The following is a 13,092-nucleotide window of genomic DNA, read 5'->3' on the forward strand; positions in this document are numbered from 1 at the left end:
AACTGGCCGCTCAATGGGCATCAACGGGCAGATTGAGAGTGATAAGATCCTACCGCTCCGGCGGGTTCCGTTCGCGACAATGGCTTCCTCCATTCTGGTTTTTGGCCTCTATCTTGTTGCCATTGCCAGCATCGCCTACGTGGGATGGCGGCGCACCCGCACCCTGTCCGACTATGTTCTGGGTGGCCGCTCCCTTTCCCCCTTCACCGCCGCCCTCAGCACCGGTGCCTCCAACATGAGCGCCTGGGTCATGCTGTCCTTTCCAGCACTTGCCTACAGCCACAGTACCAGGGCGGTTCTCATGGCCGTCAGCCTGGTGGCGGGGCAATACGTGTCCGTGCGCACCGTTGCGCCACGGCTGCGGGTCTACAGTGAAAAGCTGGACGACGCCCAGACCCTACCCAAGTTTCTTTGTGAGCGCACGGGACGGAGCGGTAAGAAGGGGATGCTGTTGCGGGGTCTTTGTAGCCTGACTCTGTTATTTTTCATGCTGGTCTATGTAGCCTCAGGCCTATTGGCCAGCGGCAAGTTGTTGGCCAATCTGTTTGATATTCCCTTATCCAGTGCAATTATTGTGGGAGCAATGGTGATTGGCGGTTATACTCTTCTGGGAGGATTTCTGGCCATCAGTTGGACCGACGTGCTCCAGGGGCTGATGATGGTGATGATCCTGGTGGGGTTGCCACTGGCCATGGTGAGTGCTCCGGATGCAGCCGCTCCCGCCATGGGGACCCCGCCAGACCTTGATCAGTCCCTGGGCTGGACACTGGTGATCTCGTCCCTCTCCTGGGGACTGGGCTACATTGGCCTGCCCCACAGCGTCATGCGCTACAAGGCCATACGCGACGTGGGGGACATTCCCGCCTATCGCCGCATCCTCATGGGCTGGCTGGTGCCGGTGTTCATGGGTGGACTGGCCATTGGTCTGGCGGCACGGCCGTGGTATCAGGGGGCCTCAGCCACCCTCAACGAGGACCTGACGCTGAAGATGATTGAATTGTTCTTCAATCCCTGGATGGCCGGTTTGGCCCTCTCCGCCATCATGGCGGCGATCATGAGCACCGCGGACAGCCAACTTCTGCTGGCCTCGGTGAGCTTCAGCGAAGACATCCTTGCCCCCCTGTTGCTCCACCTCTCCCCGACCCAGAGGCTGCGCATTGGCCGATGGACGGTGTTATCCATCACCATTGTCTCCCTCGTCCTGGTGTTGCAGGGCAGCAATACCATCCTGTCCCTGGTGTCCTACGCCTGGGCCGGATTGGGCGCAGCCTTCGGTCCCGTCCTGGTGTTCGCCCTGTTCTGGCGGCGCTTGAGCTACGGCGCCGCGGTGGCCGGTGTGGCCACCGGCGGGCTGGGCACCATCCTGCTGCACACCTATCCACCGGTGGCGGGCATTTACGAGCTGCTGCCGGCATTCGTCCTGAGCACTTTGGCAATCTGGCTGGTTGGGCGCTACGCCGGGCCGGATGCCGCCGCCACGGCAGTGTTCGATCAATTGGACGCTGGGGCGGCAAGGGATTATGGACAACGATCCCGCAGCAGGCTGGCCACGTAGCACCGTGCCTTCCGGGGATCGCCGCCAGCCAACTGGGCCAACTCCTCTTCCCGGTCGGCTACGTCGGTCAATCCCGTGACCCAGGTGCAGGTGCGCCCCCTCCACGTGTTTGGTGACCCGAAAATGATGATCGGCACGGGCGGCAACAAGGGGCTGGTGGGTCACACAAAACACCTGATGGCGCCGGGCAAGACGGTGCAGAAGGTTGGCCATGGCGGCGCTGACGCGGCCACTCACACCGCTTGGGCAATGCGCTCCTGAAGCTCCGCCAGGGCCTGGGGATGGCTTTCCAATTGCTGGCCGTAATCTGCAGCGCCAGGGCCACGCCCTGCACCTCGTTCTGGGCCAGTTGAAGCCGGCTGAAGGGTGGTGGGATCAACGGCAACCATGGCCTGCAACTCCCCCTCCGCCTGCCCTAACAGGTCCAGGGCTGCCGCCTGGTCGGGCAAGGGCTCCTGGATGGTTTGCACCACGGACCAACTGCCCTCCTGCAAGCGCCGGGCATGGGCAAGGCGATCCTGATTCCGTTTCAGAGTGGCCAACTCCTGGGGATCCTCCATAGCCGCCTGTTGCAACTCCGTCAACATGTGGGCATTCTCCTGCCAACGCTGTTGAACGTCCTGCCGTTCCGCCCTCAGGCGGTCCAGGGCGGAGCGACACTGAACCCAGGTTTTATGGGCCGCCGCCACTTGGTGGAGGGTCTGTTGATGGTGGAGGTCGCCCAAGCCGTCCAGCCAGCGCCGTTGCTGAGCCTGGCATCCCAACATCCGGATTTGACCCTGAACCGTGAGGTCCATGAGCAGGGGGCGGAGTTCCAGGAGGGTCTGGCGGTTCACGCTGACGCCGTTAATGCGCCCGCGGCTACTGATCCGTCCGCCACGGCGATACAGCCGCCGGGTCACCACCAGCGGGGACGACTGATGCTCCATCCCCCCAAGGCCCCGCTGCGCCAGCAGGAGAAAAGCGGTCTGATGGGGGACAAAGTGCCCTTCAATGCGGGCCTGATCCTGGCCGTGGCGCAACAGATGCTTGGGAACGTCGCCTCCAACCCCCTCTCCCCTGGACGCTGGGACTCGTGGCGCAACAGGTGCTTGGGAACGTCACCGCCCAACAGCACGTCCAGGGAATCAAGGAGTAAGGATTTCCCCGCTCCGGTTTCACCGGTCAGGACGGTCAGTCCGGGAGCAAGCGCAAGATCAAGGGCGTCAATCAGAGCGACGTTGTCCAGCTTCAGCGCCAGAAGCACAGGCGCAAGGGCAATGGATGACCCAATGATAATTCCATGAATCCCGTCAAGGTTCCTTCAGATTTTCCTAAGGTTGTTGCCATTACAGCGTCTGCCAGGCCGTGACCAGTTTGTTCAAACCCGCTCCGGCCCAGGAGACCAGCCGTCCAAGGGGCCTGAACGACAGCGGGACCGACAGTGGCGTTGTCGCAGCGGACCTGAATCGCTACGATCCCGAGGCCGTGGCCAGACTCTACCGTGGCCGCCCCCAGCAATTTCTGCGGCGCCTCTGGCAGACGTTAATTCCCATCGGGGCGTTTCTTCTGGCTGTGCTCATGGACCGGCTCACCGGTCGATTGGGCCAGAAGAACCGGGTCCGTGAATGGGGGCGCCAGTTGTGTGAACTGCTCACCAAGCTGGGGCCAGCCTTTGTCAAAGCTGGTCAAGCCCTGTCCACCCGACCCGACCTGGTGTCGCCCGTGGTGCTGGAAGAGCTGTCGGCTCTCCAGGATCACCTGCCTCCCTTCAGCAATGCCATGGCCATGGCCTGTATTGCCGAAGATCTGGGGGCCCCTGCGGAGCAGCTGTTCACCCAACTGAGTCAGGAGCCCGTTTCTGCCGCGTCTTTGGGTCAGGTGTATAAGGGAGCGTTACCGGACGGCCGTGCGGTGGCCGTCAAGGTACAGCGGCCCGGTCTACGGGAGCAGATCACCCTGGATCTTTACATCGTTCGCAATCTGGCCCTGTGGATCAAGCGCTACACCCGCCTGGTGCGCAGCGACCTGGTGGGTCTGGTGGATGAGTTGGGAACACGGGTGTTCGAGGAGATGGACTATCTCCATGAAGCGGATAACGCAGAACGTTTTGCCAGCCTGCATCGTCATAACCAGCGCATTGCCGTACCGGAGATTCATCGGCGCCTCACCAACCGCCGCGTCCTGACCATGGAGTGGATCGAAGGCATCAAGCTGACCCAAGTCAAGGAGGTGCAGGCCCTGGGGCTGGATCCGGAAGACATGATTAACGTGGGTGTCAATTGCAGCCTGGAGCAACTACTGGAGCATGGTTATTTTCATGCTGATCCCCATCCTGGTAATCTTCTGGCCCTTGCGGACGGACGCATTGCCTATCTGGACTTCGGCATGATGAGTGAAGTGAAGAGAAGTTCTCGCATTGGGCTCATCCGGGCGGTTGTTCACCTGGTCAATAAGGACTTTGACAAGTTATCCAAAGATTTTGTCCAGCTTGGCTTTTTAACTCAGGAGGTTGACCTGAAACCCATCGTTCCCGCATTTTCAAAAGTATTCAGCCCTGCTTTAACAGGGGGGGTCAGCCAGATGGATTTCAAGTCCGTCACGGACGACCTTTCCGGGGTGATGTACCGCTTTCCGTTTCAGGTGCCCCCCTATTACGCCCTCATTATTCGCTCGTTGGTCACCTTGGAGGGGATCGCCCTCAGCATCAATCCCAAGTTCAAGATTCTGGGGGCAGCTTACCCTTACTTTGCCACAAGGCTGTTGGTGGATCCCGATCCGGACTTGCGCAACAGCCTCAAGGAGATGGTGCTCAGTGAGGACACCCTGCGCTGGGAGCGGCTGGATGACCTGGTGAGCAGCGCCGCCCGCAGCCAGGGTCTTGACCCGGAGACCTTGGTGGACAGCACGCTGAACTTTTTGTTGTCGGACGCGGGAAGCATGGTGCGGAGCCAACTGGTGGGCGCCATGGTGAACCAGTTGGACGTCATGGGTTGGCAGGTGGCGTGCCGGGTGGGGCAACGACTCCCCCGGCGGTGGCAACTCCACGGGCTTCAGAGCCCTGCCCAAGGGGCAGACATGCCCCCTCCCCTGTGGGACCTTCTGGTAATTCTGCGGAAGCTGCCCCACTTCGAGCCCGCCATGCTTTGGCAAAGTCTTCCCCGTCTCCTGGGGGAACCCGTGGTCTACGGCATGGGTCTCCAGTTGGCCCGGGGTGTGGCGGAACGGGGTGTTGTCCGGCTGGTGCGGGACGTTCTGCTCCCCCAGCAGGGCCTGCCGCCCGCGGGGAGCGCAACGGCGGCGTCCTAAGATGACAGCCTTCCGCATGACTAGCGGTGCCCTCCGCACGACACCTGGGTCTACTCTTGAGCGGTCTTCTCGTCTGGACCAACCCTGCCGCCAGAGCAGCCGAACGGGTGGTTCTGGTTGTCGGTCCCTTCAATCGGTCCGTAGAGGTGCAGGAGTTGCGCACCTTCAGCGAGGGAGCCGAGCCCCAGGGCCTCATCAAAACAGCTCTGAATCTCGCCAACGTTCAACACGAGCAGGCCAGATCCGCACTGAACAAACGGGTGGACATCCCCTTCACCCTCTTGGGTCGCCTCCTGTACACGGATGTTGGTGAGGCCTTCCTGGGGAGGATGGCGAAGATCTTCTACCCACGCAATGCCCCTGAAGCAGGGGTTCCGGCCCTGCGCTCCGGGGTCATTCTCTCGGTTGCCCAGAACACCGGCAGACGGCTCAACTCCGTTGATTTTCTGGAAAGCTATCCAAACAAGGAGATCGTTGTTGATGTGCCCCGTCTGATCTACCTGCTGAATCGATTGACCAGTATCCAGGAAGTGGGCGATTTCTTCAGGGAGCCGTTCTAGGGTGGCGGCAGAGATCCTCCAGAGCATCTCTCCTAGAGTCGGTCACGGTAGGCATTGGGTGAACCGTGACCCTGGTAACTTCACTGAAGCAGCTTCTGACCGGTCAATCGTCCCGGGCCGGGGGAGCGACGGCCAAGGCTTGGCCTGGTCTGGTGGAGACTTACCGATCCTGGCTACCCGTTGATGACAACACCCCCGTCGTCAGCCTGCTGGAGGGCAACACACCGTTGCTGCGGTCCCCAACCCTGGAGAAGCGCATTGGCCGCGGCGTGCGGGTGTTCCTGAAGGTGGACGGCCTGAACCCCACGGGCAGCTTCAAGGATCGGGGCATGACCATGGCCATCAGCAAGGCCAAGCAGTCGGGGGCCACGGCTGTCATCTGCGCCAGCACAGGGAATACGTCCGCAGCGGCAGCGGCCTATGCCCGACGTGGGGGGCTGCGGACCTTTGCCGTTATTCCGGATGGCTACGTGGCCAAGGGCAAGCTGGCCCAGGCTTTGTTGTACGGCGCCGAAGTGCTGGCCATCCAAGGGAATTTCGACCAGGCCCTTGCCCTCACCCAGGACCTGGCACAGCGCTATCCCGTCACCCTGGTGAACTCCATCAACCCCTACCGGCTCCAGGGGCAAAAAACAGCGGCCTTCGAAGTGGCGGACGCCCTGGGAGATGCTCCGGACTGGCTTTGTATTCCCATGGGCAATGCCGGCAACATCAGTGCCTACTGGATGGGGTTCCAGGAGTACAGGAGCGCCGGTCTGATCAAGACGCTTCCCGTGATGTGGGGATTTCAGGCCAGTGGCTCTGCGCCCCTGGTTCTCGGCCATGCCGTGGCCAACCCCACCACCGTCGCCACAGCCATCCGTATCGGCAACCCGGCCAACAGGGAGAAGGCTTTGGCCGTACGCAAGGAGAGCAGGGGGCGCTTCGCCTCCGTGGAGGACGGGGAGATTCTGGCGGCCTACCGGATGTTGGCCGGGGAAGAGGGGGTGTTCTGTGAACCGGCCAGCGCCGCATCTGTTGCCGGGATGCTCAAGCACGCCAGCAAGATTCCCGCGGAGGCCCAGGTTGTGTGCATCCTCACCGGAAACGGCCTCAAGGACCCCACCACGGCCCTGGACTGCGACCACGCAAACTTTCACAGAAACCTGGCGCCGGAAGTGGATGCCGTCGCCCAGGTGATGGGACTGTAATCACATCCCCCAGCAGTCCCAGGCTAGCCCATGGTGGGTGGACAGAAAATAAACCGTCCCATTTCCACTCGGCATCCGGCTGTGCAAAAACCTGTGCAAAACGGGGCAGGATCTGTGCAAAACCGACGGCTCCCCCCCGGCGCAATTGGGAAGAAAATCGAAAGTTTCCACAAAAGCCACGAGTTTTGCACAGGTTTTTGCACAGGTTTTTGCACAGGCAGACTTTCTCTATTGCCGCTTCCCAACAGGGATGTCGTGGGTGGAGTGGTGGGTTTTGCACAATTTCCACAGGCTCTACTACGGCTGTTTTGGTTGATAACTGATTTTATCTCTTAGATCTCTTCACGGTTCCGAAGCCATGGGCACAACCGGCTGATCCTCATCTGGTTGCCCTTTCCCCCGGCATCAGGCACTCTGTTGGAGTTGTAGTCCCCTTCCCTGCTACCCCATGAAGCTGACCTGCTCGCAGGATGCCCTGAACAGCAACCTCCAGTGCGTCAGCCGTGCTGTGGCTGCCCGCCCCACCCATCCTGTGCTGGCCAACGTTCTGCTAACGGCTGACCAGGGCACCGACAAAGTGAGCCTGACGGGATTCGACCTGAGTCTCGGTATCCAGACCACCTTTACGGCCGCTGTGGAGCAGTCGGGCGCCATCACCCTCCCCTCCCGTCTCCTGGCGGATATCGTCTCCCGTCTCTCTGCCGATAGCCCCTTATCTCTCCAGGCCCCCGGCTCCGATGCCTCCAGTGAGGAGGGTGGAGGCAGCCTGCCGTTCCAACTGACCGCAAGGACCGGGGCCTATACGGTCCGGGGGATGCCGGCGGAGGACTTCCCGGAGTTGCCCATGGTCCAGAGCCCTGTGGCCATCCCTCTGTCTGCCCAGTCCTTGCGGGACGGCCTGGCCCGCACCCTCTTTGCCAGCAGTTCCGACGAGGCCAAGCAGATTCTCATGGGTGTCCACTTGGTGGTGTCCCCCGACCGTCTTGAATTTGCCGCCACCGACGGCCACCGCCTTGCGGTGGTGAAACAAACCCATGGCAACGGCAGCCGCTGCGCCCCGGACGACGACTACAGCAACAGTGCGCCGGATCCTGCCAACGACGGCGTGCCGGTCAACCACACCACCGACATTGTGCAGCAGGAGGAGAGCTTTGCCGTCACCATCCCGGCCCGCTCCCTGCGGGAACTGGAGCAGCTCCTCTCCACCCGCAAGACCGACGAGACCATTGATCTCTACCACGACCAGGGGCAGGTCGTGTTTCTCCGGGCTGATCAAGTGGTGACCAGCCGCACCCTGGACGGGATGTACCCCAAATACAATCAACTCATTCCCGATACGTTCAGTCGCTCCTTCACCGTTGACCGTTTGCTCATGGTCACTGCCCTGGAGCGGGTAGCCGTCCTGGCGGACCAGCAAAATAGCGTGGTGAAGCTTTCCGTTGCCATGTCCGAGCGGCAACTGCGCATTTGCGCCGAAGTCCAGGACGTGGGCCGTGGGGACGAGTCCGTTCCCCTGGTGGGTGGGGACGGCAGCGACATAGACATGGCCTTTAACGTGCGCTACCTGCTGGACGGCCTCAAGGTGGTCCCCACACCGGAGGTGACCTTTCAGATGAATAATCCCACTAACCCCGTGGTGCTGCGTCCCCATGGTGGGGACGTGCAGTTCACCTATCTGGTGATGCCCGTTCAGATTCGCACCTGACCACTGGCCTGCGGCTGCAATTCACCATGGCGGGTAATGGCGAACTGCTGCTGCAGGACGGAAAGCTTTAGCTCCACCTCCTGTTGTTCCCGTCCCGGGGAGGAGCCCATGACAATTCCGGCCCCGGCGGTGAGGGTCAGATGTTGTCCTTGCAGTTGTCCACAGCGGATGGCCACCCGCAAATCCGCGTCGCCCCACCCATCAACCCAGCCGAGGGGAGCACCATAGTGCCCCCGTGGGAATCCTTCCAGGCTGCGGAGCCATTTGAGAGCTTCCCGCCGCGGCAATCCCGCCACGGCCGGTGTGGGGTGCAGGGCCTCGGCCAGATCCAGCACCCGGTGACCATGGGCCTGGGCCTGGATGAGGGTGTGCAGATGTATCAAGTTCCCATGGCGAGCCAGGCGGGGACAGGGGCAGCGCCGGGGGGTGAGGCCCCGTGACTGGAGTGACCGAACGATGGCGCTGACCACCAGCTCATGTTCATGGCGATTCTTGTGGGACTTGAGTAGGTACTGCGATCCTTCCCCATCCACTGCCGCGGTCCCGGCCAAACCGTCACAACGCAAGCGACCGGAGCGTAGTTCCAGGAGCCGCTCCGGCGAGGCCCCCACCACGGCGTTGCGGCCCCGGCCGTTGAGGGGTTGCCAGAGAAAACGGCAACTACCCCTCTGGTGGTGCCGCAGGCTGCGGAGCAGCTCAACGGGGTTCAAGGGGTCACTCAACAGCAACTCCTGCTGGGCTGCCAGCACCAGCTTGCACAACTCGCCCTTGTGGATCAGGTCCAAGGCCTGCTGGACGCTCCTCTGGAAGGGGCGCTGCCAGGTATCGCTTCTGGCCACCAGCCTGGGCAGGTCCAGGGGGGACGGCGGGGATTGCCCCAGGGCTTGCGCTTGTTCCCAGAGGGCTTCCGCCATGGATCGGGCCGTGACGGTCCCCCCCAGGCTGCGCTGATGCAGGAGCCAGCAGTGGCGCCCCTGGCATCCCAGCTGCCAGCGGGGGAGCACGATGGTAACCCCTGGTATGCCGTCCCCGTCGCTATGGCCAAAAAAGCTGAAGGCCAGCGCCAGCCTGGGGCGCTGCACCGCCTGCCGGGTGGGATGGGGGCACACCAGGCGACTCAGGCTGGCATCAATAAAGCGTTGGGCCAAGGCAAACCGTCGCGGCCCCCGCAACTCCAGGCTGTGCTCCACCCCTGTGGCCGCCAACGTCAGGCCTGGCCATCGATCCCAGGCCCAGGTGAAGTTATTGCGCTGCGGCAATTGGGGCAACGCCGCCAGAGGATCCAGTGGTGCAACAGGAACACCAAGACAGAGCACCCCCTCTTCCCCCAGGCGTTGAGCACCCTCCTGGGCCATGGTCAGGAGGCTCCGGAAGGACATGGCAGCCAATGGGAGAATGCGGACCAGACGTGAATGGTCACTCGAAATTGTACAATTTATCCATGAACGCCATCAAACTGAAGTTTGTGGTTCCAAGTGAGGTGGCCGAGCAACAGCGCCGTCTCTGGCGGGCTGCTGTCAAGTGGCCCATGTACGCGGTGGCCGTGATGCCGGCCCTGGTGGCCGCAGGCTGGTTGCTGGGTCCCGGGCGCAGCGCCTGGCGCCTGCAACCCCAGCAGTTAGCCCTCTTTTTGCTGGCCGCCGTACTGCTGCTGGCCTGGGAAAACGTGTGCAACGACTACTTTGATGCCCAAACCGGAGTTGACGTCCACAAGCCCCATTCCTTGATCCAGCTCACCGGCGCGCCCCGGCTGGTGTTGATGGCAGCCCAGCTTTGTTGTGTGCTGGGTCTCCTGCTCATGGTTCAGGTGGCCATGGCCAGCAGTTGGTGGCTGCTGCCCCTGGTGCTGGCCTCCTGTTGCTGCGGCTACCTCTATCAGGGGCCTCCCTTTCGTCTGGGGTATCAGGGCTTGGGGGAGCCCCTCTGCTGGCTGGCCTTTGGTCCCCTGGCCACGGCGGCGGCCCTGGTGGGGCTGGGCGCCCCTGCCCTGGGGCCGGAGGGTGGCGGACCGCTGGATCTGTCCCTGGCCTCCCAACTGGGGTGTGGGCCGGCCCTAGCCACAACCCTGGTGCTGTTCTGCTCCCACTTTCACCAAGTGGAAGACGACCTGGCCCACGGCAAGCGCTCGCCGGTGCAGAAGCTGGGTACAGCCCGTGCCGCTGCCCTCGTGCCCTGGCTTGTGGCCGTTGCCCTGTTGGCGGAAGTGATGCCCGTTGCCTGGGGCGCATGGCCCCCCACGGTCCTGCTGGCCCTGGCCAGCCTGCCGGTGGCTCTTCCCTTGATCCGCCTCCTGGGGCGCCACCACCACCAGCCCGAGCGCATCAGCCACAGCAAGTTTCTGGCCCTGCGCTTCCAGATGGCGAACGGTGTGTTGTTTGCCGGTGGCCTGGCGCTGGGAGCATTCACCCTGTCCAGTTGAGTAATGGCGGATCATTGGCGCTTGCGTTGGCAGCCCCTCCCGCTCCGGCGGTGGTGCCGCGACGGGGCACAACGGCATGATCCGGGGTTGCGACTGGAGTTGGACGATCCCCATGGGCGCCAAGTGGCGGGAGAGATCAGTCCCCTCCCTGAACGTCGGCAATCCGGGGCCGACCCCCTGCACGGGGGCCACCTTCAGGAGCTCCAGCGCCAGTTGGAGTCTGCAGATCTCACTGCAGGACGCCAGAAGCTGGAGCGCTGGCTTCACCGCACGGCCTGTCAACACCCCTGCACGGCCTTTGCCTTGGGCAGCGCCCTGTGGCGGCTGGATCAACAGGGTCACTCCCATGGTGCGGGATCCATGCCCACTGGCGCCGGCACCAATACCGATGCCGGGAGTCCTGATGCTGAGCATCCTTGGCCAACGGTGGGCCTCTTGCCGTCCGGCGCCGCGGCCCTGACGGCGCTGGAGCGGGGTCTGGCCCGTGGCTGGCGTTGCTGGAAGTGGAAGATCGGCGCCCTCCCCTGGCGTCAGGAGCAGCCGCTGCTGGCGGCCCTGCTGGCCATGGTGACCCCCGTTGCAGGCCAGTTGCGACTGGATGCCAACGGCCGCCTGGATACCGCTGCCCTCTCCCACTGGCTGGAGGCCGCCGTGGATCCGCGCATCGGTTGGCTGGAGCAACCCTTGGCCCCAACGGATCCTCTCCTGGAGCGGTTACTCGCCAGCTCCCCCATCCCCGGGGTGCAGTTGGCCCTTGACGAGTCCCTCGCCCATCTGGATCAGGTGGAGCACCTGCTGCGGGCGCCCCCCGCCAGCGAGCCCCTGTTGGTGGTGAAGCCCTCTCAACTGGGGGATCCCCGCAGACTGGCTGGTCTGCTGCGGGCCTGGCCCGGTCGTTGCGTCGTCTCCAGTGGATTTGAGGGGCGCCTTGGCCAGGCTGTGGTCCATGATCTGGCCAAGCTGGCGGCGGCTGGGGGCAGTCCGGCCCCAGGCTTGGGGGCAACGGCTTGACAAGCCAGGGGCCATGGCCTTGCAGGAACGCCATCTTTTGATTTGTGGCCCGGAGCCTGCTGCGGACTGGCAGTGTTTGCACACCCTTCTGGTTTCTGCAGCTGTTGTGGGCCTCTGCCGCCCGGAGGAAGAAGCCGTGCTGCGGGAAGCCCTGAGTCCCGGTTGGCGCCATCAGGGGGGACGGGCCGAGCGCCTGTGCCATGGGGACACACGTCCCCTCCTGTCCACGGGAGCCCAAGGGGCGGTGGTGGTGGGTAGCGGGGGCAGCAGGGGACAGCGGCGCTGGTGTCTCCAACCCCTGGACCACCTGCAGTGGGCGGCCCAAGCCCTGGTGGGCTGGCCCGGAGGCGTGTGTAGCCCTGGGCGCGGGACCCTCCCCTTGGACCTGGCGGGTCTCGCCAATCCCCTGCCGCTGCACCACGTCAGTGGTTTGATGCCTCCCCTCCGCAGCCAGGCCCTGGGCATTCCCCATCGCTTCCTGCCCCGCCGCCAATGGCGAGACAGGACACAACGTCCGTCCCTGCGGGGCTGGGGTCTGGTTCTGGTGCCCAGCCAGTTGCAGTGGCTCATGGGGGCGACCGGGGGGGTGGACTGGTTGCGGCAGTTCTCCTGCTGCTGGGTGGGTGGTGCTCCCTTGGCGCCGGCACTGCGGCAGCGAGCGCGCTGCTCTGGTCTGAACCTGTCCCCCTGCTACGGCAGCACGGAGACCAGCGCCATGGTGACGGCCCTTGCTCCCCAACAATTCCTGGCGGGTGCCGAGGGTTATGGGTTGCCCCTGCCCCACGTGGCGTTGCGCAGTGTGTCTGTGTCGGGTGTGCCAGGAGGCCTGGAGATCCGCACCCCGGTGCTGACCCCCGGCTTTCTGGTGGAGGGTCACCTATTGCCCTTGCCCCTGGAGAATGGCTGGTGGCGCACCACGGATTCAGCCCGATTAGAACCCCACGGCTTGCAGGTATTGGGCCGGCTGGACGAGGCCATCAACAGTGGTGGCGAGACGGTGTTTCCTGAGGAGATTGAAGCCGGCCTGGTGGGTCTTGACGGCCTGGAGGCGGTGCTGGTGGTGGGTGTGGAGGACGTGCATTGGGGCCAACGCTTGGTGGCCCTGTACCGGGGAACCGTTGCCGTGGCGGTGCTGGAGAAGGCCGTGTCCGGGCGTCCCCCCGCCCAGCGTCCGAAGCAGTGGCTCCGTTGCCCTCGGCTGGCGCCCAATGCCCAGGGCAAATGGGAACGGCGCCGCTGGCGGGCCTGGGCTGAAGGGAACGGCCCCTACGGATCATGATTCACATCCTGATTGAACCCGAGTTTTGGATAAGGGGACGCGAGGGAGGGTGGTCCTGGCTGGGCTCGTTGCTCTGAGAAGGCTG

The 13,092-nt window shown here is 63.5% G+C and carries 11 protein-coding genes and 1 pseudogene; 8 read left to right on the top strand and 4 right to left on the bottom strand.

The genetic code is table 11. The annotated features are described in order from the left end of the window. On the top strand, positions 1 to 1,555 hold a 1,555-nt coding region (locus tag FLM9_RS05710; protein WP_143324627.1), incomplete at its 5' end, for a sodium/proline symporter. On the opposite strand, the pseudogene FLM9_RS08800 reads toward FLM9_RS05710, so the two are convergent. From FLM9_RS08800 to FLM9_RS08805, 3 genes and pseudogenes are all read right to left on the bottom strand, one after another. Further along, positions 1,519 to 1,798 (bottom strand): annotated as a pseudogene (locus FLM9_RS08800) (DNA repair protein RecN); the annotation flags it as partial. The gene FLM9_RS05710 and the pseudogene FLM9_RS08800 overlap by 37 nt on opposite strands. Continuing rightward, entirely contained in the window at positions 1,789 to 2,484 is a 696-nt protein-coding gene (locus FLM9_RS08560; RefSeq protein ID WP_438801336.1) for a DNA repair protein RecN, read from the bottom strand. The gene FLM9_RS08560 and the pseudogene FLM9_RS08800, both read right to left, overlap by 10 nt. Then, positions 2,454 to 2,801 (bottom strand): AAA family ATPase, encoded by a 348-nt coding sequence (locus FLM9_RS08805; RefSeq protein WP_074457667.1) that lies wholly within the window; start codon positions 2,799 to 2,801, stop codon positions 2,454 to 2,456. Before FLM9_RS08805 ends, FLM9_RS08560 begins: the two co-directional genes overlap by 31 nt. Positions 2,802 to 2,911: 110 nt before the next feature. Here FLM9_RS08805 and FLM9_RS05730 point away from each other — a divergent pair, with 110 nt between their 5' ends. The 4 genes from FLM9_RS05730 (at position 2,912) to dnaN (ending at position 8,298) form a co-directional block, all read left to right on the top strand. After that, complete coding sequence (locus FLM9_RS05730; protein ID WP_438801337.1) at positions 2,912 to 4,843, top strand: ABC1 kinase family protein; 1,932 nt, start codon at positions 2,912 to 2,914, stop codon at positions 4,841 to 4,843. Positions 4,844 to 4,899: 56 nt separating this feature from the next. Then, positions 4,900 to 5,403: an alpha/beta hydrolase gene (locus tag FLM9_RS05735; RefSeq protein ID WP_180365318.1), complete on the top strand. Its 504-nt coding sequence runs from the start codon at positions 4,900 to 4,902 to the stop codon at positions 5,401 to 5,403. Positions 5,404 to 5,498: 95 nt separating this feature from the next. Continuing rightward, positions 5,499 to 6,593: a threonine synthase gene (gene thrC / locus FLM9_RS05740; protein WP_074457675.1), complete on the top strand. Its 1,095-nt coding sequence runs from the start codon at positions 5,499 to 5,501 to the stop codon at positions 6,591 to 6,593. 448 nt (positions 6,594 to 7,041) lie between these two features. Beyond that, complete coding sequence (dnaN, locus tag FLM9_RS05745; protein WP_074457669.1) at positions 7,042 to 8,298, top strand: DNA polymerase III subunit beta; 1,257 nt, start codon at positions 7,042 to 7,044, stop codon at positions 8,296 to 8,298. On the opposite strand, the gene FLM9_RS05750 is transcribed toward dnaN, so the two are convergent. Next, on the bottom strand, positions 8,283 to 9,677 hold the full coding sequence (locus FLM9_RS05750) for an isochorismate synthase (protein ID WP_074457670.1): 1,395 nt from the start codon (positions 9,675 to 9,677) through the stop codon (positions 8,283 to 8,285). The genes dnaN and FLM9_RS05750 overlap by 16 nt on opposite strands. Positions 9,678 to 9,739: 62 nt before the next feature. Here FLM9_RS05750 and menA point away from each other — a divergent pair, with 62 nt between their 5' ends. The 3 genes from menA to FLM9_RS05765 are packed head-to-tail and all read left to right on the top strand — an operon-like array spanning position 9,740 to position 13,007. After that, positions 9,740 to 10,717, top strand: a complete 978-nt coding sequence (menA, locus tag FLM9_RS05755) for a 2-carboxy-1,4-naphthoquinone phytyltransferase (protein ID WP_074457671.1) — start codon at positions 9,740 to 9,742, stop codon at positions 10,715 to 10,717. 3 nt (positions 10,718 to 10,720) lie between these two features. Beyond that, complete coding sequence (locus FLM9_RS05760) at positions 10,721 to 11,728, top strand: enolase C-terminal domain-like protein (RefSeq protein ID WP_074457672.1); 1,008 nt, start codon at positions 10,721 to 10,723, stop codon at positions 11,726 to 11,728. Further along, positions 11,664 to 13,007 carry an AMP-binding protein gene (locus FLM9_RS05765; protein WP_081340237.1) on the top strand — a complete coding sequence of 448 codons (1,344 nt, stop codon included), beginning with the start codon at positions 11,664 to 11,666 and terminating at the stop codon, positions 13,005 to 13,007. The genes FLM9_RS05760 and FLM9_RS05765 overlap by 65 nt, the downstream gene beginning before the upstream one ends. The last annotated feature ends 85 nt before the right edge of the window (positions 13,008 to 13,092 follow it).

This window comes from Candidatus Synechococcus spongiarum (assembly GCF_900047545.1).
Lineage (GTDB): Bacteria > Cyanobacteriota > Cyanobacteriia > PCC-6307 > Cyanobiaceae > Synechococcus_B > Synechococcus_B spongiarum_C.